We start from the raw sequence: 23905 nt of genomic DNA, 5'->3' as shown, positions 1-23905 counted from the left end.
GTGTGATCTTGTCATCCCGAGAAAGCGCAGCTTGTGCGGAGCGACGAGGGATCTCTTTTTCGTGTAGGATAGGTGATAAGTGGAATTTTTTAGTAAATTGAATAAAATTTTCATTAATCTTTAAAATGAAAACACTTGGGACTCATAACTATTACGTTTATATCCTTACAAATAAAAACAAAACGGTACTTTATACAGGTGTTACAAACGACTTACAGGGAAGACTTTATTTCCATAAAAACCCAACAGCATTATCAAAAGCTTTTACTACAAAATACAAATGCTATTATTTAATTTATTTTGAACATTTTCAGGATATTAATCAAGCTATAGCAAGGGAAAAGCAAATAAAAGGATACAGAAGATCTAAAAAAGAAGCACTAATCAATAATTTTAATCCAGAATGGGAATTTTTGAATGATAAAATTTAAGATGATCCCGACTCTAGGAGAAGTCTAATGCTTTTCGAAAGAAAAAGATTCATCAGTCGCTAAAAAGGCTCCTTCTGAATGACAGTGTGATCTTGTCATCCCGACGATAGAAAGTAGTCGGTAGTCAGAAGGGATAGAATGAAATGGAAATCGGTATTCTATAGTCTGTAGTTAAGCGTCGTGAGTCGTGGATCCTGTGTCCTAATTCCTTGAACCGGAGAAGATTCATCAGTCGCTGAAAAGGCTCCATCCACGCCTGAGGCGGGACAGTGGGCCTTGTCATTCATGCGAGCGATCTTCCTTTGTCATCCCGACGATAGGAGGGATCTTTCAATAAAAAGTACAAAGTAGAGAGTAGTCGGTAGTCAGTAGAATGAAATGGAAATCTTTATTCTATAGTTTGTATGAAAGCGTCGTGAGTCGTGGATCCTGTGTCCTGATTCCTTGAACCGGAGAAGATTCATCAGTCGCTGAAAAGGCTCCTTCCACGCCTGAGGCGGGCAGGCAGAATGAGAAATGGCCATTCATCCGTCAATCAAATCTGCTAATTCTTTCCCTACACTACTTCCAATGGCAACGCCCATTCCGCCTAATCGGACTGCACAAAACACTCGATCCGAAATGGGTTTTATGATTGGTTTTTTCTGCTCACCTACACCCAAAATACCACTCCAGCGTTGATCGATTTCAATATCTTGATCGGGTAAAATCACGTTTTTAAGTAACTCCTCCAAAGCATTCTGAATACGAGCAGTAGTTGCTAATTCTGAAGTCATTTCGCGTTCACTATCCAGATTTCGACCACCACCAAGCAAAATCCGGTCGTGTACATTTCTGAAATAATAAAAACCTTCATCTAAATGAAAGGTGCCTTTAATTGGTAAATTCGGAATAGGTTTGGTAATCAACACCTGACTTCTCGCTGGAGTTACTTTTAGATCCAATAACTCGGAAGCGAAGGCATTGGTCGCAATGCAAAGGTGCCTGGCTTTAAAACTAAACTCTTTCAGCTGAATATGAACTGACTCAGCTTCAGTTGAAAAATCGGTGACTTCTAAAGAATTTAAAACGGAAATGCCTTTAGATTGTGCTTTTTTCAATAAAGCCTGTATCATTTTACCTGTATCAATCTGTCCCTCAAAAGGAGTATAAATCAAATTGGATAACGAATTTTTAAATCCAAACCTATTGGTTTTCATTTGGAATGTATCTGCCTTGAAAACAGGGCGCAACATGTCGTTCAGATGGTCCAAGTTGGCTTCGCACTCTTCAAAGCTGTCTTTGTTTTTCTCCTGAAAAACTTCGTAGCCGCCGTGCTGTTGATAGTCGATTTGTTTTTCACCTAAAGTAGATTTAAGCAATTCCAAACCATCAACGCGTTGTTGTACTAAATTCACAAGCTCTTCTGTATCGTGATGCTGCAGATCAGAGAGCAATTCACTCGCACTTCCAAAACAGGCGAAGCCTGCATTTTTGGTACTTGCACCTTGTGGCAAACTGCCTTTTTCCAGCACTATAACCTTAGCTTTTGGAAACTTATTCTTGAGCTGAAGGGCGCAGGATAAACCTACAATTCCACTTCCAATGATGCAGAAATCTACATTTTTAAACCAGGTATGTTGCTCCCAATAGGATAAATTCATAAGGCGAAATTTTCAGCAAAGATAAGCCTCTCCAAATTTATACTACGGATGAAGTACAAATCTTGGAGAGGCTGAATTGAATCAGGTTTTTTTCTCTTGATGAGAACCTGAGGCTCTTGCTTAAGCTGAATTTCGACTAGCGTTGATATTACCAAACAAAGCCCTGATGACCATTTTTTCGTAAATCTCCTTATTTGGATCGTTTTCCTGAATTTTTTGCAAAGCATATTGCTGTATGCTTAGCAGTGGCAGAACAATATTCTCACGCATACTAATTGATTTTCTAGCCAGCTCTTCATTTTCCATCAATTCGGTTTGATGGGTTAGTTTAAGAACTAGTTTTTTAGTAAGCTCATATTCTGTTCGCAGATTTTTCCAAAACTCTCCATATTTCTTATCGTTTTTCATGTAGGAAGTTAAGGGGAAATAGGATTTTTTCATGGACATGATGCTATTCAGAATTAAGGATCTAAAAAAGGCTGAATGTTCATATAAGTCTTCAACTACATGAAACTGGCCTGCATACGAATTGAGTGCAGTACCTAAGCCGTAATAACCTGGCACATTTTGTCTGACCAATCCCCAGGACCCCACAAATGGAATAGCCCTCAAATCTTTCAATCGAAGTTCGGCATTTTGGTTTCGCTTGGTTGGTCTACTGCCAATATTTGTTGCTCCATAATATTTGAGTGTGGTCATTTCCTCGAGATAAGGAATAAACAGCCTGTGTTCTTTTAAACTGATGTATTTTTCATAGCTCTTGTCAGCCAAATTAGTCAGTAATTCTTTATGGTTTGGTTTCCAGTTTTTGCTTTGCTTGGATTTGACACCCGCCAAAAGCAATTGTTCAAAATTATAAGTGGCTTGCTCATGAGTCCCAAAAACACTTGTAATGGTTTGCCCCTGTATGGTCAGTTGAATTTTTTCATTGGCAATTTCATTGCCCTGAGCCGCATAAAATTGATGGGTTTTACCACCACCACGAGCGGGTGGGCCACCACGGCCATCAAAAAAGACAACCTGGTAACCCTCTTGTCTCGATAAACTCGTTAGACGTTCTTTGGTTCTGTAAATTTCCCAGTTGGCTTTCAGGTAGCCACCGTCTTTGGTGCCGTCTGAAAAGCCTAACATGATGTGCTGTTCTTTATTTCTCTTATGCAAATGCTTCTTGTAAACTTCATTCTCGTAAAGTTCTTTCATAATTGCTTCAGAGTTGTCCATCCCTGCCATGGTTTCAAATAAAGGAACGATGTCTATGTTGATATCTTCTTCCAGATATCCGCAGTATCTGAACAGCGCATACACATGCAAGACATCAAAAATACTTTCTGAATTGGAAATGATGTAGCGATGCAAACCGCGCTGACCATTCAGTTCTTGGATTTCTCGAATTTGATAGACGTTTCTAATGGTATCTACTACCAAATCATCAGAATAATCGTCCGGGTTTATTTCCAGGGACTTTTGAGTCAGGTAGTTCAATTTTTCATCTGAAGACAATTCGGTATAATCAACTTCAAATTCTTTTTTGAATATTTCAGCAATCACTTGATTATGAATGCTGCTGTCCTGGCGAATATCTAAGGCAGCAAAATGATTTCCGAAGAGATGAATCCGTCCGATGAAATCATCGATTAAATCAATATTTAAAGACTTGTAGTTGTCTTTAACTAAGCTTCTGACGTTATACATTATGTCTAAGATCTCCTCAGAAGTTAAGCTGGTCTTTTTCTTGAAAATCTGCTTATATAGCTTGCCTTTCAATTTATTTAAAGGGGCATTGACTTCTCTGAAGGTGAGTTTACGCATCAGAATTTTCAGGTGATTGTAATAGCATTTCATGATGGTGATTCTCAATTGAGTCGCCACTTTGTAAGTGGTTTCTTTTGTTACAAAAGGATTACCATCTCTGTCTCCGCCCGGCCAAAATCCTAATTCCAGTAGATTGGGATTGAAGTCAGGTTGTAAATTAGCTTCCTTACCAATCTTGTGATAAATCTTGCCCAGGGTATCGTAATACACATATCTCAAATAAAAAATAATACTTTGTGCTTCGTCGAAAGGTGTAGGTTTTTCCCTGTTTATAAAAGGTGTGTAGGCTAATTGCTGGAGTAAGTTATCGATTTTTGTAATGCTGTCTTGTTGAACCGCACTGCGAAGTTCGTGCATAATTCCCTGTACATTGTTAGGGTAAAATTGGGTAGGATGAGCAGTAAAAACGATTCTTGAACTAAAGCTTTTGAGATGTTCTACCAAGTCTTGGTAATTTTCATTTCCTGGTTGCAAGACGTTTTCGATTTTTTGTTTTTCAAAACTGGAAAAAGCGGCGTCTTCAATACTGTCAAATAAAACCACCTGACGTTCGATGTATTTTATCATCCTGAACAATAAATCAAACTTTTCCTTATCTGTTTTTAACTCTGTATGATTCGCTAAGAAATCCTCTATCACCTCTTTGGGCTGAGCATCTTTTTGATAACCTTCTTTGCTTAATTTATGCAAAAGCGGGATGAAAATACCTGTATAAGCCGTGTTTTCATTTGGGAGATTTAAAAATAGACTATTATAAATTAGATATTTATTGCTTACAAGTTGTCTAAATTTTTCTACACGTTCGTTGTTTTGCATGGTCTGCTGATTTTAGGTTAAAAAGCTTTAGTGAAAACTAGAGATACATTCTTACTGCATCTAGCATATCAAAAATACAGAAAAACAATAAAATTAATAATAACTCTGGAGTTTAATCATTTCAAATCGAAAAACATAAGGTTTTGTCAAATTGAATTCGATCAATCTTATAAAACAAATAATTCTAAGCTACTGTCTTATATCTTAGGTGATTGAAATCTTTATGAAGATATCACTCAAATTTTAAATAAATAGCGGTAAGCTTAGGTTGATTTCAAAAGATTTATTTTAGTTTTGCACCACATCTCAAAGGGGTGTTCCGGTTGTTATCGGGACTGAGATTATACCCAATGAACCTGGGCAAGTAATGTTGCCAAGGGAAAATGACAAGTTTGTCATGCATTGTTTTATACTCCTGATACCAGAGCGGTCATCAGGTTTTTTTATGTTTAACTTTGAATAATTGCCCCTTTTATTCGTAAATCATTTTACGAATGAAAACCAAATTATTTCTACTATGCGCTATCCTTTGGGGATGGCAATCCTTCTCACAAACTTACACGGTAGAAGGAAAAGTAACCGACAATGGCAAATCACTCCCAGGCGTGAGTGTTTTTACAAAAGCCAGCAATCTTGGAACCGTTACAGATGAAAATGGGCACTATGAACTTGAGGTTTCTCCAGGAACCTATACGTTTGTGTTTACTTTTGGTAACCGAAGAGAGTTTAAGGTTAGTGTAGATTCTGACCAAACTTTAAATGTGGATATGTCCAATGCCGAAGAGGCTTTGGATGAAGTTTTAGTTCAGGCCTTTCGAGTGAATGCCGACTCTCCAATTACCCACTCCAACTTCAGTAAGGAAGAGATTGAAGAGCGAAACCTTGGCCAGGATATTCCTGTTTTGCTGAATGTGTTACCTTCTGTAGTTTCTACCACAGATGCCGGGAATGGAATTGGTTATACCTCCATTAGGGTAAGAGGGAGTGACGCCTCTCGGGTAAATGTGACCTTAAACGGAATTCCTTACAACGACCAGGAAAGCCAGGGCACTTTCTGGGTGAATTTACCAGATTTTGCTTCGTCAACAGAAAACTTACAGTTACAAAGAGGTGTAGGAACGTCTACTAATGGCTCCGGTGCTTTTGGAGCGAGTTTGAACATCCTTACTGAAGCTAAAAATGACGAACCAAGTGCGGAGTTGAGCAACTCGTTTGGCTCTTTCAATACCAGGCGACATACCGTAGAATTTGGAACCGGGCTTTTGGAAGATAAGTTTACCTTTTCCGGCCGTTTATCTCAAATCAAGTCTGATGGCTACATCGACAGAGCCTTTTCAGATTTAAAATCTTATTTTCTGCAAGGAACCTTTAAATATGGCGGGACATTTATAAAAGCATTAAGTTTTGGTGGTAATAATATCACTTATCAAGCATGGTATGGTGTAGACAGAGAAACTTTAGCAACCGACAGGACCTTCAACCCCTCTGGAATTTATACCGATGAAAATGGCACTACTCAATTTTATGCTAACGAAGTTGATAACTACAAGCAGAATCACTATCAGCTGCATTGGAACCAAAGGCTAAATCAGAATTGGTCCACTAACCTGAGTTTAAATTACACTTACGGTCGGGGCTATTTTGAACAATACAAAGAAGAGGCAGATCTGGTTTTTCATGACATCGGTGCAGTTTCCATAGGAAATGAAACCATAGAAAATTCAGATTTGATAAGAAGACGCTGGCTGGATAACGATTATTATGTAGTCAATGGAACTCTAAATTATAGCGATAGTCAGTTTGATTTCACTTCTGGCTTGTTTTACAGCTATTACACCAACGATCATTTTGGAGAAGTGATTTGGTCAAGGTTTGCAGGAGATTCTGAAATTAGAGATAACTATTACTTCGGAAACGGTACAAAGAAAGAATTTACAGCTTTTAGTAAAGTCACCTGGCGTCTTAATGATGAGCTCAGCGTTTTTGGCGATGTTCAAGGTCGGTTTGTAAATTACGAAACCAGCGGATTAACTTCAGATAAAGTCAATCTCCTGGTGGATGAAAATTATAACTTTTTCAATCCTAAAGCTGGGATGACGTATCAGCTCAATGAAGAAAATCAATTGTATGGATCTTACGGTAAAGCTCAGCGAGAACCACGACGAAGAGATTTTGAAAATGGGATTACTAATCCGGAAATTTTAGATGATTTTGAATTGGGGTGGAGATTAGCTCTGGGGAACTCTACCATCAACACAAACCTCTATTATATGTACTACAAAGACCAAATGGTACTCACAGGTGCATTGGATGATGTAGGGGCGCCTATAAGAGAAACCAGTGGTGAAAGTTATAGAGTAGGTTTAGAAATTGATGCTGACATTAAAATCAGTAGTTTGTTTTCAACTCGTCCTAATTTGACTTTGAGCAGAAATAAAAACATCGATTTCAAAGCCAATTTAGATGGTGAAATACGTAATCTTGGAAATACCAATATTTCTTTTTCACCAGAAATTATTGCTGCCAATCAGCTCATTTTTCATCCAAGTGAAGCCTTTCAGGTGAATTTGATTTCTAAATATGTTGGAGAACAGTACATGGGGAATATAGATAGTGAGGTGTCTTTGCTGGATAGTTTTTTCACCAATGATATCAATATTGTCTACGAATGGAAAAATCCACCCTTATTTAAATCAGTTATGTTTTCTGGACTCATCAACAATGTTTTTGATGTGAAGTACGAGTCTAATGGTTACTTTTATTTTTTTGATATGCAAAATCAAGCAGGGCAAACTGAAACTATTGAAGGTGCTGGCTTTTATCCTCAGGCAGGTATTAACTTTCTGGCAGGGGTTACTTTTAAGTTTTAGCAAAATGAGTTTAACCAGACAAAAAAAGACCTCGATCAAGAGGTCTTTTTTTTTTATTATAAATTCAGGAATTAATCTATAAATTCAGCTGATTTTAAGATAGCTTCAATTTCAAACATTTGCAATCTTTTAGAAGAAGAAGGTTTGAAGACAAAACCTTCAAGAATTACATAACGGTCGTTTTTATCATCCTTTATAGCGTAGGTGACGAAAGGACCAGCCATAAAAAAGTCTTTTACTTCCCAGGTTCCTTTGACCTCGTAAGTAAATTTGCCGTCAATTTCAGTTTCGAATAAATAAGGAGCATAAGCTTCTTCTGTAATCATGTGTGTGTCTTCCTTTGGGCCAGGTATATATTTCGCTCCTACAGAATCTCTCATTTTGACTACATTGGCTATAATGTCACCATTTTTTTCAATAGTAGATACGGGAACTTCGTAAGCTAATAATTCCATGCTCCCGTTTTTGATGTCTTTACGCATCCAGAAGAAATCTTCTTCTTGCTTAGCGTAGCGATAGGCAGAAGGAAACAGCATACTAATGCCCAGTGATTTTTTGAGAACATCAACTTTGTTTGGAGACTTTTTCATGCGTCTCCTTTTCTCATCGATCTCAGTTTTTTCGAGTAGGTCCAGGAATTTTTCTTTGTTTTCTTCTAACTCTGTAATAATTGATTTTGGATTTGGACCTGTTATAGCAATACCTAACTGTGGTTCTGCAAAAGAATCTAAAAGAATTTGATGTCCGGTAAGTTTAGAGTTTTCAATTTTCAAAAAGGTTCTGTTTTTTCTTGCAAAGCCGTTAAAAGCTGAAGGAGGGATTTGATTTAGAGCATATTTTGGTTCTTGTTGCGGAAGACCTAAAGCGTCTGCTGCGAAAATATCTCGTATATGTTCGCCAACAGAATCCTGCCACTGTTCATTTGTAATGACTACATTGAGCCGGTTGAGGTTTCCAGAAGACTCCGCTTTGTATCCGGTATTACTTGTGTCAACGCAGGAGGCGATAAACAATAACAAAAGTGTCGCTATGCCAAATCTGTTTAAGAAGCGTAAAGGTGATTGCATGTTTGATGTTTTAAGTTGAATAACCTGTATCCAATATTGTTCCAAAAATACAATTCTAATTTATAAATGGTCTAACTCGCTAAATTATTCATAAGTTTAAACTTGTGTTCCTGAATAAACCTATCTAATCTTTGATTCCAGAAAGGGACGTCTTTATAAAATTCTACACAATCCTCCAGGGTTTGTTGTTTAACAAATTGAGGGATAATGTATTTTTCAAAATCGCGTTGTACTACGGTTAAGAACTCTTCCATGTCATCTTCATTTTTTATACAATAACCTATGCTGTTTTTGAATTTATGAAACTGGATGTCTTCCGGGAGATAACAGTCCTGAGAAACGCAAACAGCTAATTCTGTGATTTCAGGTCGTTTTTTATTAGATTCTTTTATAGGAGGGATCATAAGACCAAGGTTAATTCTGAAATCTATCTTATCTTCTGTTGACCACCAGTACTTCTGCAGAGTAAGTACCAAGGAAAAGTCCTCTGTAGATTTCCACCAAATCTCTCCGTCATTTTGAAAATTATTCTTCAGCATAAGAGGTTTTAAGACTTGGTTTTCCATTTTTTGTAATAATTCTATTGCTTTCATAATTAAGAGATTTTGACTTATTCAAAAGTACACCCCTTCTTTAGTTTTTATTTACGGTTCAGCCGTAAACCTGGTGCGGTAAAACCGTATATTTTTCAGTTTCTTTTTTTTGATTTAGAATAGCATAGATAATTTTCACCCTACACTAAAATTGTTTCTTCATATCATAATACACGACTTTTAAAATTTTCATTTCCAACTGCTTTAAAAACAGTATCTTTGCGCAAATTTTGAAAATGAAAGACCCGAAAAAACATAAAGACTCAAGTAAAAAGGATTCTAAAAATAAATTCAGTAAAAAGGAAGTTGCTCAATCTAAAGTAGATAAGCAGATAAAAAATCCAAATGCAGGCATGCGTCTCAATAAATACATCGCCAATTCTGGTGTGTGTTCCAGAAGAGATGCAGACATCTACATAAAATCTGGAAATGTTACCGTAAATGGCAAGGTTGTTATTGAAATGGGGCATCAGGTGAAATTGGACGATGAGGTTAAATTTGATGGTAGATTAATTAATCCTGAGCCAAAATCCTATGTGCTTTTAAACAAGCCCAAAGGATTTTATGTGACAGGAAGCTATGAAAAAGGCAAATTAACCGCTATGGATTTGGTGCAGAATGCATCTAAATCTAAATTGGCTCCAGTTGGTAAACTAGATACGAGTGCCATGGGATTGATTCTGTTTACGAATGATGGAACTCTGGCCAAAAAGTTGTCCGGACATAAAAATGGTGTTCGTCAAATTTATCAGGTAGAATTAACCAAGCCCCTAAGAGAACAGGATCTGGAAGTCATTAAGGACGGTCCGTTTATAGAGGGTTCTAAGGTGAAGATAGAGGAAGCTTCTTACGTAGATAACAGACCGAAAAACATCATCGGACTGGAGCTGAGAAGTCAGCGTGCTCATATCGTACAACGTATATTTAAAAAGCTAGGTTACGAAATTGAAAAGCTGGATCGCGTGGTATATGCTAATCTTGACAAGAAAAATGTTCCGAGAGGACATTACCGCATCCTTACAAAGCAGGAAGTCATCAATTTAGGAATGGTTTAAAGATATTTATGGATAAAACAAAAAGACATTATTTTTTTAATTTCTACTTGTTTTTGAGTAGGGCTCTCTTAATTTTTATTTTAACTTATTCAACTGTAGCGCTTGCACAGCAAAGAAAAGTTAAGAAAGATTCTTTGAAAATAAATGAGAGTACTTCTGGACTTGTAGAGTATGAATACGCTGTATCCAAAGGTGTAGATATTTATGATGGTAAATTCTTTTTTCAATCTTTACAGTCTTCCCAATTAAAAAGCTTCGATTATGAGGTGACTACTTATGAAGGCGAATTTTCCTCTAATCAGAAATCCGGAAACTGGGTCTTTTCTGATAAAAAAATGAAAGAAGAAGACCAGAAGTTTGTATCTGGTTTTAGGATTGTAAAGCCTGCCACAGGAAATGAGAATAGGATCTCAGGGAAATTTCAAGATGGTAAAGCAGTTGGAAATTGGGAAGCGGTCAAGCAAGATTTTATAACTTCGGAAGTTCAAGATACGCTCTTTTTTATTGAATCTACTTTCAAAGATAATAGGTTGATAGGGCTTTTTAAATCCAGATCAAAGTCTATAAGCATTCAAGGTTATTTTAACGCAGATGGCTATTTTCAAGGAGATTGGGAAATTAATCATCAAACCGAAGATAAGTTTATTCAAGAAATTAGAACTTACGAAGCAGGTATTCTCAAAACCTATAAAATTGTAATTGATGATAAGACCTTTGATATTTCTTACTCGGGCTTTGATACATCTGAGTCGAGAGATGAAGGCCAGTGGGAAGATTATTCTTTGGAAGAGGGATACTTTAAAATTCTTAATCTTGTAGACTTAGATATAAAACAATCTGTTTCATCCTCAATAAACGTTTCGATTAATGACTCTCATCAAAAAGGTAATGAGTTTATAAAAAACAGTGTACTTGCCTTTTCTCATAACTCTGGATTTGATATTTGGAACAGCTTAAGAGGAAGTAGTCCTTTGGGACTTGGGAAATTTAGGGTTAAAAAGTTTGAGTTTACCACAGAAGAAAAGCAACAGATAAAAGAAACTGCTGAAAATTTTGAAGCGATCCAATCTATTTTGAATGAATTTTCAGACAATCCTAAGGTTGAAATTGGCAAGCCTGCTTACGAGAAACTGAATGAAGTTGAACTCATTTTTAATATTTATAAAAATGAATTGAACCAACTCAAAAGAATGGTAGAGGTCATCACTTCAGATGCTTTTGAGTTTGTAAACAGAGATGAAATTTACGGGAAAATCTGGCCTAAACTCCGTTTGCCAATTGAAGTGACTTATGAATTTCAGTCAGAATTGGTCACTAAATCTCATGAATTTCCAAAAGTTCCAGAACGTAACAACTTCGACTTGGGTCAAGCGAATTCTTTGATCAAGAGGATAAGGGAAGACGTTGACGCTTTATATGGCGATGCCAAAACAATTTTTAAGGCGATGGAAATTGAAAAATCGCTTTCCAATGATGAAAAAAGACTTGTAGAAAAGAAGGACAAAATCGAAAGTTTATTCAATACAGAATCTAAAGAAAATGATTTTAATAACTATCACGAAAGGTATTCTGAACTGGTTTTGAAACTCACAGAGGATAGCTTTAACACCTATGGAGGACTGAAAATTGATGAGAAGAAAAATAGAATTAAGGGTTTGCTCAATTGCTATGACGAGTTAATAGACTTCTATATTTTTCTAAAAGATTTGAAATCCAAAAACGAAAGATTGGATGTTGCATACACGAAGATAACCTTCAATCCTTACATGATGGTGGACATGTCCGAAAGAATTAAGGAAAATATCTACGAAGCCTTTGATGAAAGTTTAAAGCCTTATTTGTTTAAAAAACTCAGTGATGATTTTACATGTGAGTCTGTTGATTTTGCCATGGAGGATATAAATATGGTCTATCAGAAAATGTTGGAATTGAGCAAACGCGATACAAAGCAAGAGGAAAAGGAATTAAGAAGAGAAAAAAATCCTGAAGCTATATTGTCTGTTTTAGAATTGAAGTTGAAATATTAATGTATATGATGTTAAGAGGGACAATTGGAGTCACTTTATTCTTTGTTTTTGTTGTTACTGCCGTTTTTGGTCAAGAGGGTACTGCTACCCATCCAGATCAATCTGTTTTTAATGAACCTGAAACCCTTACTTGGATTAATAGTTATGGCACTTTTCGACTTAGTGATAAGTGGTTCTGGCACGCAGAACTTCATTATAGAATGCGAGAAAACGAGTCCAGGAATTTTATAGGAGATGTGGCTCAAGTTTATAACAGACACGGTATTCAATATATTCCTACCAAAAATTTTAAGTTCACCGCAGGAGGGGTTTTGCGAATTGATTTTGGTGATCAAAGTGGTGATGCATATGAAAAAATCAGACTAGAACCTCGAATTTGGCACGAATATCAGTTGATGATGCCTTTTGATCGATTTAGAGTTTATCACCGTATTAGAATCGAACACCGATGGAAGAAAAAGTTTAAAAAGGGATCAGACTATGTTTTTGGAAACAGGTGGCGTTATAAATTTATGATGAAGATTCCGCTCAACAAACCTAAATTACAACCAGGGACTATATATTTTAACCCAGATGTAGAGCTGATTATGCAAAGTGGTAAGGCGATAGTAGATAATCCATTGGAAGACCTAAGGTTGTATCCTGGGATTGGGTATATAGCCTCACCACGCACGAGTTATTCTGCAAATATGATGTACAGTTTTGGACAGTCTGGAGAATACGGAGGATTTTACAGACAGCGATGGGTGTTCAAATTTAATATTTATATCAATTTGGATTTGAGAGCGTTTGATGATAAGATACCAGAAACCAGATTCTACGACTAATTAATATTTAAGTATGAGCTCAAAAGACAAAAACAATAAAAATCGATTTAAGATCTTATTCATTATCTCCTTTGCAGTGAATTTGGGTTTTCTTGCCATAATTTATTATACTGATTCAAAACTTGAAGCGTACCGAGGAAGTGAAACTATACCTGCTTCGGCTTATTCAAAATTAGAATCTGACTTTTCTGTTCTTCAGGAAATAATTAAAGCAGATGAGGTTTGGATGTTAGAAAAGCAACCAAAACAAGCCTTGAGGCGATACAGAAGTTTTGAAATTTCAAATCAGGAGTTAAAACGAAAAGTAAATCAAAGGATACAACGTCTGGAAGAGATCATAAGTTCTGAAAATGACGATGATTTTGCAAAAATCAATTTGAGAACCGAGCTTAGCACTATGTTAGAGGCCAAGGATTCTATTACGAGTCGGTTGGATTCACTGCAACAAAATTTGAGGTTTTCACTTCATGAGCTCGAGAGTAGAACTGATAGTCTTGAAAATGAATTGAATATTAAGACAAGACAGCTCAACCGTAAAGAGACCTTAAAAGTCATAAGTTTCAAATCTGATAAAAATATTTTAATCCATTATATCGGTGAAACAGAAAATAATACTGCAACAGGAAGTGGAGTAGGTGTTTGGGCAAATGGCTCTATATATAGAGGCGAATGGAAGGAAAATAAACCACACGGAGAAGGAGAATTTCAATGGGCTGATGGAGCAAAGTACGAAGGCGATTTTGTCATGGGAGAACGAACTGGAGAAGGAACTTTTCATTATCCTAAGGGTCAGGAATATGTGGGAGGTTTCAAAAATGGATTGAGAAGCGGTTCAGGTATTTTATACGATATTGATGGAAATGTAAGTTTTGAAGGAGATTGGGAAAAAGACAAACCTATTCAATAATAACTTTGCAATTGTAACTAAATCCAAAGCTTTAAAATTTAACATTTTAAGGCTTTTTAATTCTATCAAAATAAGTTTCATTTGTAATGAAATTAAACCTAAACTCTCAACTTCGATTATGAAGTTTTATTCAGAAAATCAGGATTCAATTCTTCCAACACCACCTATAAACTATACTAAGGTTGTCATTCTTTCATAAAACATATATTTTTTACTTAACTTTAAAACTAATAACTAGTTATAAATGAACACGAAGTACATTGACTTAATAAGTCAAACCTATGATTTCCCTCAAGATGAATTTACTTTACATGAAGATGAACTCAAGTTTCATAATATCAACTTGATGGAACTTGTAGAGAACTATGGAACCCCTTTAAAATTCACATATCTACCCAAAATTTCCGAAAATATTCTTCGTGCTCAAAAGTGGTTTCAAAACGCTATAGAAAAGCATGATTATAAGGGGACATACAATTATTGCTATTGTACAAAAAGCTCTCATTTCAAACATGTTTTGGATGAAGCTTTAAAGAACAATATTCACATAGAGACCTCTTCTGCTTTCGATATTGATATTGTAAATAGTTTAAAAGAAAAAGGAAAAATCACGAAAGACACTTTTGTGATTTGCAATGGCTTTAAAAGGGATCAATACGTTTCAAATATCGCTAAGCTCATTAATGGCGGACAGCATAACTGTATTCCCGTTATCGATAATTATGAGGAGATCGACTTGCTCACCAAAGATATCGATAGGGATTTCAAAATTGGAATCAGAATTGCCTCTGAAGAAGAACCCAAATTCGAATTTTATACCTCCAGGTTAGGGATAGGTTATAAAAATATCGTTCCGTTTTACGAAGATCAAATCAAAACTAACGACCAGCTTGAGCTGAAAATGCTTCACTTTTTTATCAATACAGGTATTAGGGATAATGCTTACTATTGGAATGAGCTGCAAAAGTGTTTGCGTGTATATACGCGTTTGAAAAAAGTTTGCCCTAGTCTGGATAGTCTTAATATTGGTGGAGGTTTTCCTATCAAAAACTCTTTGGCTTTTGAGTATGATTACCAATACATGATCGATGAAATCATCAATCAAGTCAAGTTGACCTGCGAAGAAGAAGACGTTCCTGTTCCTCATATTTTCACTGAATTTGGCAGTTTTACTGTTGGTGAAAGTGGTGGAGCTATTTATGAAGTCTTGTACCAGAAGCAACAAAACGATCGTGAAAAATGGAATATGATCAACTCGTCATTTATCACGACTTTACCAGATTCCTGGGCAATTAGCAAACGATTTATCATGCTGGCCGTCAATAGGTGGCAGGACAGATACGAGCGTGTTTTGCTTGGGGGATTGACCTGCGATAGCGACGATTATTACAATTCTGAACAGCATATGAATGCGATTTACCTTCCTAAATACGAGAGGGAAGATCCGCTCTATGTGGGCTTTTTCAACACTGGCGCCTATCAGGAAACCATAGGAGGTTTTGGTGGTTTGCAGCACTGTTTAATCCCAAGTCCCAAACATATTTTAATACAAAAAAACGACGACGGAAGTTTGTCGACGGAACTATTTAGCGAACAACAAAAAAGTGAAGATTTACTCAAAATTTTAGGTTATCATGGCATCTAAGACAAATTACGCAGGAATTCCAGACAAGTACGCACGTATCGACGAAGCGAAAGTCGTTTTAATTCCAGTTCCTTATGACGGAACAAGTTCTTGGCAAAAAGGAGCAGACAAAGGGCCGCAGGCTTTCCTGGAAGCTTCAGAAAACATGGAGTTGTACGACATAGAAACCCGAACAGAAGTTTACAAAAAGGGTATCTATCTGGCACCTCCGGTATCGGAAAACTCTTCACCAGAAAAGATGGTAGAAGCCGTTCATAAAACGACCAAAAACTACATCAATCAGGATAAGTTTGTAACTATTTTTGGTGGTGAACACTCTGTTTCCATAGGAACTATAAGAGCTTTTCATGAGCATTTCCCGGAACTGACTGTTGTTCAAATTGACGCACATGCAGACTTAAGGCCTTCTTACGAAGGAAGTGCCTGCAACCATGCCTGTGCGGTACACGAAGCCAGTAAAAAGGGAAATCTAATTCAGATAGGTATTCGTTCTATGGATGAGTCTGAAGTAGAACATATGGATGAAAACCGCGTGTATTTTGCTCACGACCTTTACGAAGACTGGTCGGATGATGCTGTTGGACAAATGACGCCAAATGTCTTTATTACCATCGATCTTGATGCGTTCGATCCTTCTATTTTGCCTTCTACCGGAACACCAGAGCCCGGAGGTTTGTTTTGGTATGAGACCTTAGAATTTTTGAAGGAAATCTTTAAAAAGAAAAATGTAGTCGGTTTTGATATCGTGGAACTTTGTCCAAACGAAGTGGATAAATCTTCAGATTTCCTCGCAGCTAAGCTGTATTACAAAATGCTGAGCTATAAATTCAAATATGAAAATGCTTCTGAAGAGGAGGAGGAAGATTAGATTTATAGATAATAGACTTTAGATATTAGATTTTAGATACAAGGTATAACACACAAAAGTTTACTTTATCCATAGCTACCATAGAAACCATAGAAACCATAGCTACCATAGAAACCATAGAATCAATAGCAGCCATAGAATCAAAAGCAAAAACGACAAGCATAGAAGTAAGGAACAGAGAGAAAAGAAAATAGAACAAAGAGAATAGAGAAAAGAACAAAGAGAATAGAGAATAGGGAAAAGAGCAAGGAGAATAGAGCTTAATTCAAAACAATATTTCTAATGGCTAAAAGGCATAACTATAAGAATTTAAATATTTGGAAGTTAGGTCTTGAGATCACCTTTGATGTATCGGATATCATAAAGGAGTTTCCTGATGTTGAAAGATTTGCGCTGTCCGATCAAATTAATCGCTGTTCTATTTCTATACCAAGTCATATAGCTGAAGGCTCCGCAAGAAGTCAAAAAAGCTTTAAGCACTTCATTAATATCTCAATTGGTTCTTCGTTTGAACTCATCACTCAGTTAATTATCGCAAAACATAAATTATATATTACAGAAATAGAATTTGAAGCTATAGAGGCCAAAATTGAACATTTTCAAAGAAAGGCATCAGCTTCTCAAAATCAACTTTAATCAAAAATAAATTAATCCTAGAATACATAAGGCTAGTTCGAATAAGTCTTTTTTCCTTGTTCTTTTTTCTATAAAGTATTCTTAGATTTTAAATAAAAAAAACCATGAGTAAACCCATTTCAGACTTTATAGAAAACTATTACTTACACTTTAACGCAGCGAGTCTGGTCGATGCGGCCAAGGCTTACGAGAAGCAACTGGAAGGCGGTTCCAAAATGCTGGTATCCCTTGCAGGAGCCATGAGTACTGCCGAGCTGGGTAAGATTTTTGCAGAAATTATTCGTCAGGATAAAGTTCATATTGTGTCCTGTACAGGCGCTAATCTGGAGGAAGATGTCATGAATTTGGTAGCGCATTCTCATTATAAACGCGTACCGGAATACCGGGATTTAACACCACAAGACGAATGGAAATTATTGGAAAAAGGACTTAACCGAGTTACTGACACCTGTATTCCGGAAGAAGAAGCATTTAGACGTTTGCAGAAACACATAGTGAAGATCTGGAAAGATGCGGAAGCCAAAGGCGAGCGTTATTTTCCACATGAATACATGTACAAACTATTGCTGTCTGGAGTTTTGGAAGAGTATTATGAAATCGACCTGAAGGATTCCTGGATGTATGCCGCTGCAGAGAAAAACTTACCTATCGTTGTTCCGGGATGGGAAGACAGTACGATGGGAAATATTTTTGCCAGTTATGTGATGAAAGGAGAGCTGAAAGCCTCTACCGTAAAATCGGGTATTGAGTACATGACCTTTTTGGCAGACTGGTACACCGATAACTCGAAGGAGGGCATTGGCTTTTTCCAGATAGGCGGAGGTATAGCCGGTGATTTTCCAATTTGTGTAGTACCGATGCTTTACCAGGATATGGAACGAACCGACACCCCCTTCTGGAATTATTTCTGCCAGATTTCTGATTCTACTACAAGTTATGGTTCTTACTCCGGGGCGGTTCCTAACGAGAAAATTACCTGGGGTAAACTAGACATAGATACCCCTAAATTTATCATAGAAAGCGATGCAACTATAGTTGCTCCCCTTATCTTTGCTTACCTTCTGGAAATGTAATTAGGTTGAAACAGACGAAAAAACTTTCAGAATTCATCTTCACTTTGGACGCTGATTCGAGTGAATGTGAATTCTGGAAGTTGGATGTCTAAAAACTCACAAAGCTTACTCGTATTAATATCCGAAGAAAACTCAGTTCTGAAATAACTACTGCTTACTATCAAGCTAAAAATTAAATTTATTTTACCCTACTATGGATAATTCCCCAAAAATTGAACAAATTGAATTAAAATACCTTTCGCTAAAGGATTTTGAAGTCCTTAAAGAGGTGTTTATTGAAATTTATGGTGACGTTGCAGATGCGTATTGGCGCAAAGATGAGTTGAGGAGTCTGATAGATATTTTTCCTGAAGGGCAAGTGGTGATTCTGGTGAACGGTGACCTGGCAGGTTGCGCTTTTTCCATCATCGTGGACTATAATAAATTATCCAATCAGCATACCTACGATGATATTGCGGGGGACGTGAAGTTTAAAAATCACACGGAGGATGGCGACATGCTTTATGGTATTGATGTCATCGTCAGGAAAGAATACAGGGGCTTAAAATTGGGCAGACGACTATATGATTATAGAAAAGAGTTAACCGAGCAGTTGAATTTAAAAGGAATTGTGTTTGGTGGAAGAATTCCAAATTATCATAAATTTTCAAGTGAGTTAAGTCCGAAGCAATACATACAAAAAGTGAGGACGAAGGAGATAAATGATCCCGTCTTAAACTTCCAATTATCCAACGATTTTAGACCGGTTAGAATTTTGTCCAACTATCTGGATGGTGACAAGGATTCTAAAGAATACGCGGTCTTGATGCAGTGGGATAATATTTATTTTGAAAAAGAAAGCAAAGCCCCCTCCAACCAGAAAAGCGAAGTTCGCCTGGGTCTCGTTCAGTGGCAGATGCGTTCTTACAGCAGCCTGGAAGAATTGTTGCATCAGGTGGAATTTTTCGTAGAATCTTTATCGGGTTACCGCTCGGATTTTGCTCTATTCCCTGAGTTTTTTAATGCGCCTTTGATGTCAAAATACAACCATCTCAGCGAGCCGGATGCGATACGGGAACTGGCGAAGTATACAGAGCCTGTCAAACATAAAATGGCAGAACTGTCCATTGCTTATAATATCAATATCATTTCTGGAAGTATGCCAGAATTGATTGACAACAAGTTGTATAATGTGGGTTATCTCTGTAAACGCGATGGAAGCATAGAGCGTTACGAAAAAATTCATGTGACTCCAGACGAAGCAAGAGTCTGGGGGATGCAGCGCGGAAGCGAGTTTAAAGTATTTGATACCGATTGCGGTAAAATAGGGATTTTGATTTGTTACGATGTGGAGTTTCCGGAGTTGTCCAGAATCCTGGCCAAAGAAGGCATGGATATTTTGTTTGTCCCTTTTCTAACCGATACCCAAAATGGTTTTTCGAGAGTTAAACTTTGTGCACAGGCGAGAGCTGTAGAAAATGAATGTTATGTAGCTATTGCGGGAAGTGTTGGTAATTTGCCAAAAGTTCACAATATGGATATTCAATATGCACAGTCCGCGGTGTTCACCCCATCGGATTTCGCGTTTCCTAGCGATGGCATAAAGGCTCAGACCACGCCCAATACCGAAATGATTTTGATCGCCGATGTGGATTTACTGGCGTTGCGGGAACTTCATAGTTTCGGAAGTGTGAAGAATTTGAAAGATATACGAAATGACTTGTATTCTTTAACAAGGAAGAAATAACTTGATTTTTTTATTCCCTTCTGAATTTTATAAATCCTCAATTCCTAAGATTCGTAAGGAGTGGTTAGAAATTAAAAAAGCGCTCTTTGGATTCCAAAAGCGCCTTTGATTATTTTTTTTGACTATTATTCTCTGCCTAAATAAATACTCAGGAAGTAAAGTAAAGTTGCAAGTGATCCTATAGCGGCCACCACATAGGTCCTGGCGGCCCACTTCAAAGAATCTTCAGACATTTTGTACTCTTCCTGGTTGACGATATTGTGATCTTTCATCCAGGCCAGAGCCCTGTTGCTGGCGTCATATTCTACTGGCAGAGTTATAAAACTAAAGAGTGTGCCTAGTCCGAACATGATAATTCCAGCAAGAAGCACCATCTGACCAACGCCTACCGAGACCATGGTCATCAAAATAAGACCGCCAAAAATAACCCACTGGCTCCACTGGGAGACAACGCTTACAATGGGGACAAGTTGACTTCTCATTTCCAGCCAGGAATAAGCTTTAGCGTGTTGTACGGCATGCCCCACTTCGTGAGCAGCTACTGCAGCAGCGGCAGCGTTTCTCTGGTTGTAGACGCTCTCACTTAAGTTTACCGTTTTCTTAGTAGGATGGTAGTGGTCTGTGAGTTTACCTGAAGTAGAAATAACTTCAACATCGTAAATATGGTGATGTTCCAGCATCTTCCTGGCAATTTCTGCTCCACTCATCCCATTCTGAAGTTGAATTTTGGAGTATTTTTTGAATTTACTTTTCAGTTTGTTGCTTACATACCAACTTACAAGCAGTATGGCACCTATTAAAATATAATATCCTAACATTGTTTTTGTTTAAATGTATCACATCAAAAGTTTGACCAAAATTGAATTTGTCAGTTTAAAGTTGCTGAAAATTTCTGTGATCTTAAAGTTTATTGTTGTTTGTGTCAATCACAATGGCATTTGTCATCATAAATACTTGAGACTAAATATACTTAACAAATTATTTAAGGCCATAGCTTGCTATATAAATTTATAATCGTAAATTTGCACCCTTATTTTCAAGACTTTGAAGATAAAAAGGAATGTTTAATTATTAAAAATTTAAGTGTGGATACATTAAGTTACAAAACGGTTTCAACCAACAAAGCTACTGCAGATAAGCACTGGGTTGTTGTTGATGCCAGCGGACAATCTCTTGGACGTGTAGCTTCTATTGTTGCCAAGCTTTTGAGAGGTAAGTACAAACCTAGCTTTAGCCCTCATGTTGATTGTGGAGACAATGTTATCATTGTGAACGCAGAGAAAGTCAACCTGACAGGTAAAAAGTGGGACTCAAAAGAGTATATCCGACATACTGGATATCCTGGTGGACAGAGAAGTTTAACAGCTCAAGAAGTATTTGACAAGAGCCCGGAGCGTCTTGTTGAAAAATCTGTAAAAGGCATGTTGCCTAAAAACAAGTTAGGTGCTGATTTATTTAGAAATCTTCGCGTTTTTACAGGGACAGAGCATAACATGAATGCTCAACAACCAAAGGAAATTAATATAAACGAACTAGTGTAAATGGAGACAATTCACAAAATTGGCCGTAGAAAAACTGCCGTAGCTAGAGTTTATCTTACTGAGGGGAAAGGCGAAATTACCGTTAACAAGAAAAAAGTTAATGAGTACTTTACGACTGGAACTTTGCTTTATAAAGTCAACCAAGCTTTGGCTTTAACTGATAATGAAGATAGATTTGATGTCAATGTCAACGTGTTTGGTGGTGGTATCACCGGTCAGGCAGAAGCTATTAGGCTGGCATTGTCTAGAGCAATGTGCGAGCTAGACCCTGAAAACAGAATTACTCTTAAGCCAGAAGGATTACTTACGAGAGATCCTAGAATGGTAGAGCGTAAGAAATTTGGTCAGAAAAAAGCAAGAAAGAAATTCCAATTCTCAAAACGTTAATCGAGAATTTCATTCAATTATTGAAATTATTAATAGTTCAATTTTTTGTTGTTATTTGGGCAAAGCCCAAAGTTAGTTTAGCATCTAAATGAATAAGACCAATCCAATTGCTACTTATTTATTGCTATCCCAACAGAAGAACGTAAACTAAAACAAAAATGGCAAATCAAATAGAGGTCAAGGATTTACTTGACGCCGGTGTTCACTTTGGACACCTTACAAGACGATGGAATCCAAACATGGCTCCTTATGTATACATGGAGCGTAATGGTATTCACATTATCAACTTATATAAGACAGTTGCTAAAATGGAAGAAGCTGGTGCAGCTCTTTCAAAAATAGCAGCTAGCGGAAGAAAAATTCTTTTCGTCGCCACCAAGAAACAGGCAAAAGAAATTGTAGCTCAGGAATCTCAAAGAGCACAGATGCCTTACATTACTGAAAGATGGCCTGGAGGTATGCTTACCAACTTTGTGACTATCAGAAAGTCGGTGAAGAAAATGGCAACTGTGGATCGTATGAAAAAAGACGGGACTTTCAATTCTCTTTCTAAAAAAGAAAGATTGCAGGTCGACAGGATGAGAGCCAAGCTTGAAAAAAACTTAGGTTCTATCTCAGACATGTCCAGATTGCCTGCAGCTATCTTTGTTGTGGATACACTTAGAGAGCATATCGCTGTTAAAGAAGCACAAAAATTAAACATTCCTGTGTTTGCAATGGTAGATACAAACTCCAATCCTAGAGATGTGGATTATGCTATACCTGCAAATGACGATGCTTCTAAATCTATCCATAAAATCATGTCTTACATGGCAGATTCTATACTTGAAGGCATGAACGATAGAAAAGATAGTAAAGATAATTCTGACGCTAAGCCGGCAAAAGCTAAAAAAGAAAAAGAAACAGAAGAGAAATCAACTGAAGAAAAACCAGCAAAAGCTGAGAAGAAAGCTCCTGTTGTTGAAGAAGTCCCTGCTGATAAAGCAGAGCCAACTGAACCAGCTGGTGATGAAAACAAAGCTTCAGAATAATATAGATTTAATAACATCAAATCGCTTAAGTCTTACTTAAGCGATTTTTATATTAACACAAAATATACAAATCATGGCAAAAATTACGGCTGCTGAGGTCAATAAACTTAGAAAAAGCACTGGTGCTGGTATGATGGATTGCAAAAAAGCTCTTGTGGAAAGCGAGGGTGATTTTGATAAAGCTATCGAAATATTAAGAAAGAAAGGTCAGAAAGTTGCTGCTAAAAGAGCAGACAGAGAGTCTTCTGAAGGTGCAGCAATTGCTGTAGTAAACGAGTATGCTACTAAAGGTGCTATCGTTTCTTTAAATTGTGAAACAGATTTCGTTGCAAAAAATGATTCTTTTACAAAAATGGCAAATGATTTTGCTCAGCTTGCTCTTGGAGTTGAAAGTAAAGATGAATTATTGAAGCTTGACTACAACGGAATTACTGTTGGTGAAAAACTGACCGAACAAACAGGTGTAATAGGTGAAAAAATAGAAATCGGTGATTTCAGAATTTTGAAAGCTCCATTTGTGGGGTCTTATATTCACGCTGGTAACAAAATTGCTGTTTTAACGGGTCTTTCCAAGTCTGTTGAAGGTGCAGAAGAAGTTGCTAAAGAAGTTTCTATGCAGGCGGCTGCAATGAACCCTGTTGCTTTGAATGAAGAGGGTGTAGATCAATCTACTATCGACAAAGAAATTGAAATTGCTAAAGATCAATTAAGACAAGAAGGGAAGCCAGAAGATATGCTGGATAAAATCGCTAAAGGAAAAATCAATCGTTTCTTTAAAGACAATACTTTGGTCAACCAGGCATTCATTAAAGACAGTAAGATTTCCGTTGCTCAACATGTGAAAACATTGGGTGATGTAGAAATCGTTGCTTTTGAAAGAGTAGCCTTAGGTTAAACCTAGCTAACATGTCAAAAAGCCCTTTAGTTGAATTCTAAAGGGCTTTTTTTAT

22 protein-coding genes are annotated in these 23905 nt (G+C 37.0%); 15 read left to right on the top strand and 7 right to left on the bottom strand.

All coding sequences use genetic code 11. The features are described 5' to 3' along the window. Positions 1-125: 125 nt before the first annotated feature. Entirely contained in the window at positions 126-431 is a 306-nt protein-coding gene (locus LB450_RS09565) for a GIY-YIG nuclease family protein (RefSeq protein ID WP_224487748.1), read from the top strand. A gap of 158 nt (positions 432-589) precedes the next feature. On the opposite strand, the gene LB450_RS13720 is transcribed toward LB450_RS09565, so the two are convergent. From LB450_RS13720 to LB450_RS09555, 3 genes are all read right to left on the bottom strand, one after another. Further along, positions 590-718, bottom strand: a complete 129-nt coding sequence (locus LB450_RS13720; RefSeq protein WP_262902917.1) for a hypothetical protein — start codon at positions 716-718, stop codon at positions 590-592. Positions 719-955: 237 nt separating this feature from the next. Continuing rightward, on the bottom strand, positions 956-2074 hold the full coding sequence (locus LB450_RS09560) for an NAD(P)/FAD-dependent oxidoreductase (RefSeq protein WP_224487746.1): 1119 nt from the start codon (positions 2072-2074) through the stop codon (positions 956-958). Positions 2075-2194: 120 nt separating this feature from the next. Further along, on the bottom strand, positions 2195-4702 hold the full coding sequence (locus tag LB450_RS09555) for a phosphoenolpyruvate carboxylase (protein WP_224487744.1): 2508 nt from the start codon (positions 4700-4702) through the stop codon (positions 2195-2197). A 494-nt stretch (positions 4703-5196) separates the two neighbouring features. Here LB450_RS09555 and LB450_RS09550 point away from each other — a divergent pair, with 494 nt between their 5' ends. Next, on the top strand, positions 5197-7572 hold the full coding sequence (locus LB450_RS09550; RefSeq protein ID WP_224487743.1) for a TonB-dependent receptor: 2376 nt from the start codon (positions 5197-5199) through the stop codon (positions 7570-7572). Positions 7573-7643: 71 nt separating this feature from the next. Here LB450_RS09550 and LB450_RS09545 read toward each other — a convergent pair whose 3' ends face one another. Both LB450_RS09545 and LB450_RS09540 read right to left on the bottom strand, forming a co-directional pair. Further along, positions 7644-8639 (bottom strand): DUF4837 family protein, encoded by a 996-nt coding sequence (locus tag LB450_RS09545; protein WP_224487741.1) that lies wholly within the window; start codon positions 8637-8639, stop codon positions 7644-7646. A 71-nt stretch (positions 8640-8710) separates the two neighbouring features. Then, the gene (locus LB450_RS09540; RefSeq protein WP_224487731.1) at positions 8711-9232 is read right to left on the bottom strand and encodes a DUF4304 domain-containing protein; all 522 of its coding nucleotides are present in this window, start codon (positions 9230-9232) and stop codon (positions 8711-8713) included. Positions 9233-9468: 236 nt separating this feature from the next. Between LB450_RS09540 and LB450_RS09535 the strand changes: the two genes are divergently transcribed. The 6 genes from LB450_RS09535 (at position 9469) to speB (ending at position 16561) form a co-directional block, all read left to right on the top strand. Next, positions 9469-10287, top strand: coding sequence for a pseudouridine synthase (locus tag LB450_RS09535; protein WP_224487729.1), 819 nt, complete (start codon positions 9469-9471; stop codon positions 10285-10287). A gap of 134 nt (positions 10288-10421) precedes the next feature. After that, positions 10422-12314, top strand: a complete 1893-nt coding sequence (locus tag LB450_RS09530) for a hypothetical protein (RefSeq protein ID WP_224487727.1) — start codon at positions 10422-10424, stop codon at positions 12312-12314. Positions 12315-12319: 5 nt separating this feature from the next. Further along, positions 12320-13141 carry a DUF2490 domain-containing protein gene (locus LB450_RS09525; protein WP_224487725.1) on the top strand — a complete coding sequence of 274 codons (822 nt, stop codon included), beginning with the start codon at positions 12320-12322 and terminating at the stop codon, positions 13139-13141. Between the two features lie 13 nt (positions 13142-13154). Next, the gene (locus LB450_RS09520; protein ID WP_224487723.1) at positions 13155-14048 is read left to right on the top strand and encodes an MORN repeat-containing protein; all 894 of its coding nucleotides are present in this window, start codon (positions 13155-13157) and stop codon (positions 14046-14048) included. Between the two features lie 244 nt (positions 14049-14292). After that, entirely contained in the window at positions 14293-15693 is a 1401-nt protein-coding gene (locus LB450_RS09515; protein WP_224487721.1) for an arginine decarboxylase, read from the top strand. After that, positions 15683-16561, top strand: coding sequence for an agmatinase (gene speB / locus LB450_RS09510; RefSeq protein ID WP_224487719.1), 879 nt, complete (start codon positions 15683-15685; stop codon positions 16559-16561). Before LB450_RS09515 ends, speB begins: the two co-directional genes overlap by 11 nt. 25 nt (positions 16562-16586) lie before the next feature. On the opposite strand, the gene LB450_RS09505 is transcribed toward speB, so the two are convergent. After that, complete coding sequence (locus tag LB450_RS09505; RefSeq protein WP_224487717.1) at positions 16587-16724, bottom strand: hypothetical protein; 138 nt, start codon at positions 16722-16724, stop codon at positions 16587-16589. 119 nt (positions 16725-16843) lie between these two features. Between LB450_RS09505 and LB450_RS09500 the strand changes: the two genes are divergently transcribed. The 3 genes from LB450_RS09500 (at position 16844) to LB450_RS09490 (ending at position 19996) form a co-directional block, all read left to right on the top strand. Next, positions 16844-17197, top strand: a complete 354-nt coding sequence (locus LB450_RS09500) for a four helix bundle protein (RefSeq protein WP_224487715.1) — start codon at positions 16844-16846, stop codon at positions 17195-17197. Between the two features lie 104 nt (positions 17198-17301). Then, positions 17302-18270, top strand: a complete 969-nt coding sequence (locus tag LB450_RS09495; protein ID WP_224487713.1) for a deoxyhypusine synthase family protein — start codon at positions 17302-17304, stop codon at positions 18268-18270. 193 nt (positions 18271-18463) lie between these two features. Next, the gene (locus LB450_RS09490) at positions 18464-19996 is read left to right on the top strand and encodes a carbon-nitrogen hydrolase family protein (RefSeq protein WP_224487710.1); all 1533 of its coding nucleotides are present in this window, start codon (positions 18464-18466) and stop codon (positions 19994-19996) included. 125 nt (positions 19997-20121) lie between these two features. Here LB450_RS09490 and LB450_RS09485 read toward each other — a convergent pair whose 3' ends face one another. Continuing rightward, positions 20122-20814: a zinc metallopeptidase gene (locus LB450_RS09485; RefSeq protein WP_224487708.1), complete on the bottom strand. Its 693-nt coding sequence runs from the start codon at positions 20812-20814 to the stop codon at positions 20122-20124. Between the two features lie 267 nt (positions 20815-21081). Between LB450_RS09485 and rplM the strand changes: the two genes are divergently transcribed. The 4 genes from rplM (at position 21082) to tsf (ending at position 23850) form a co-directional block, all read left to right on the top strand. After that, positions 21082-21537, top strand: coding sequence for a 50S ribosomal protein L13 (rplM, locus tag LB450_RS09480; RefSeq protein WP_164005535.1), 456 nt, complete (start codon positions 21082-21084; stop codon positions 21535-21537). Further along, positions 21538-21924, top strand: coding sequence for a 30S ribosomal protein S9 (gene rpsI, locus LB450_RS09475; RefSeq protein ID WP_224487706.1), 387 nt, complete (start codon positions 21538-21540; stop codon positions 21922-21924). A gap of 158 nt (positions 21925-22082) precedes the next feature. Continuing rightward, a complete protein-coding gene (gene rpsB, locus LB450_RS09470) occupies positions 22083-22955 on the top strand; it encodes a 30S ribosomal protein S2 (RefSeq protein WP_224487704.1) in 873 nt (290 codons plus the stop codon). Between the two features lie 73 nt (positions 22956-23028). Continuing rightward, positions 23029-23850 carry a translation elongation factor Ts gene (gene tsf, locus LB450_RS09465; RefSeq protein ID WP_224487702.1) on the top strand — a complete coding sequence of 274 codons (822 nt, stop codon included), beginning with the start codon at positions 23029-23031 and terminating at the stop codon, positions 23848-23850. The last annotated feature ends 55 nt before the right edge of the window (positions 23851-23905 follow it).

The organism is Psychroflexus curvus (genome assembly GCF_020164585.1).
Classification (GTDB): domain Bacteria; phylum Bacteroidota; class Bacteroidia; order Flavobacteriales; family Flavobacteriaceae; genus Psychroflexus; species Psychroflexus curvus.
The sequence above is the reverse complement of the archived record's forward strand: the minus strand, read 5'-3'. Positions and strand labels throughout refer to the sequence as shown.

Excerpts from the sequence above, each read along its gene's own strand:
- LB450_RS09565 (WP_224487748.1), top strand. The coding sequence starts at position 126 with ATGAAAACACTTGGGACTCATAACTATTACGTTTATATCCTTACAAAT.
- LB450_RS13720 (WP_262902917.1), bottom strand. The coding sequence starts at position 718 with ATGAATGACAAGGCCCACTGTCCCGCCTCAGGCGTGGATGGAGCCTTT.
- LB450_RS09560 (WP_224487746.1), bottom strand. The coding sequence starts at position 2,074 with ATGAATTTATCCTATTGGGAGCAACATACCTGGTTTAAAAATGTAGAT.
- LB450_RS09555 (WP_224487744.1), bottom strand. The coding sequence starts at position 4,702 with ATGCAAAACAACGAACGTGTAGAAAAATTTAGACAACTTGTAAGCAAT.
- LB450_RS09550 (WP_224487743.1), top strand. The coding sequence starts at position 5,197 with ATGAAAACCAAATTATTTCTACTATGCGCTATCCTTTGGGGATGGCAA.
- LB450_RS09545 (WP_224487741.1), bottom strand. The coding sequence starts at position 8,639 with ATGCAATCACCTTTACGCTTCTTAAACAGATTTGGCATAGCGACACTT.
- LB450_RS09540 (WP_224487731.1), bottom strand. The coding sequence starts at position 9,232 with ATGAAAGCAATAGAATTATTACAAAAAATGGAAAACCAAGTCTTAAAA.
- LB450_RS09535 (WP_224487729.1), top strand. The coding sequence starts at position 9,469 with ATGAAAGACCCGAAAAAACATAAAGACTCAAGTAAAAAGGATTCTAAA.
- LB450_RS09525 (WP_224487725.1), top strand. The coding sequence starts at position 12,320 with ATGATGTTAAGAGGGACAATTGGAGTCACTTTATTCTTTGTTTTTGTT.
- LB450_RS09520 (WP_224487723.1), top strand. The coding sequence starts at position 13,155 with ATGAGCTCAAAAGACAAAAACAATAAAAATCGATTTAAGATCTTATTC.
- LB450_RS09515 (WP_224487721.1), top strand. The coding sequence starts at position 14,293 with ATGAACACGAAGTACATTGACTTAATAAGTCAAACCTATGATTTCCCT.
- speB (WP_224487719.1), top strand. The coding sequence starts at position 15,683 with ATGGCATCTAAGACAAATTACGCAGGAATTCCAGACAAGTACGCACGT.
- LB450_RS09505 (WP_224487717.1), bottom strand. The coding sequence starts at position 16,724 with ATGCTTGTCGTTTTTGCTTTTGATTCTATGGCTGCTATTGATTCTATG.
- LB450_RS09500 (WP_224487715.1), top strand. The coding sequence starts at position 16,844 with ATGGCTAAAAGGCATAACTATAAGAATTTAAATATTTGGAAGTTAGGT.
- LB450_RS09495 (WP_224487713.1), top strand. The coding sequence starts at position 17,302 with ATGAGTAAACCCATTTCAGACTTTATAGAAAACTATTACTTACACTTT.
- LB450_RS09490 (WP_224487710.1), top strand. The coding sequence starts at position 18,464 with ATGGATAATTCCCCAAAAATTGAACAAATTGAATTAAAATACCTTTCG.
- LB450_RS09485 (WP_224487708.1), bottom strand. The coding sequence starts at position 20,814 with ATGTTAGGATATTATATTTTAATAGGTGCCATACTGCTTGTAAGTTGG.
- rpsI (WP_224487706.1), top strand. The coding sequence starts at position 21,538 with ATGGAGACAATTCACAAAATTGGCCGTAGAAAAACTGCCGTAGCTAGA.
- rpsB (WP_224487704.1), top strand. The coding sequence starts at position 22,083 with ATGGCAAATCAAATAGAGGTCAAGGATTTACTTGACGCCGGTGTTCAC.
- tsf (WP_224487702.1), top strand. The coding sequence starts at position 23,029 with ATGGCAAAAATTACGGCTGCTGAGGTCAATAAACTTAGAAAAAGCACT.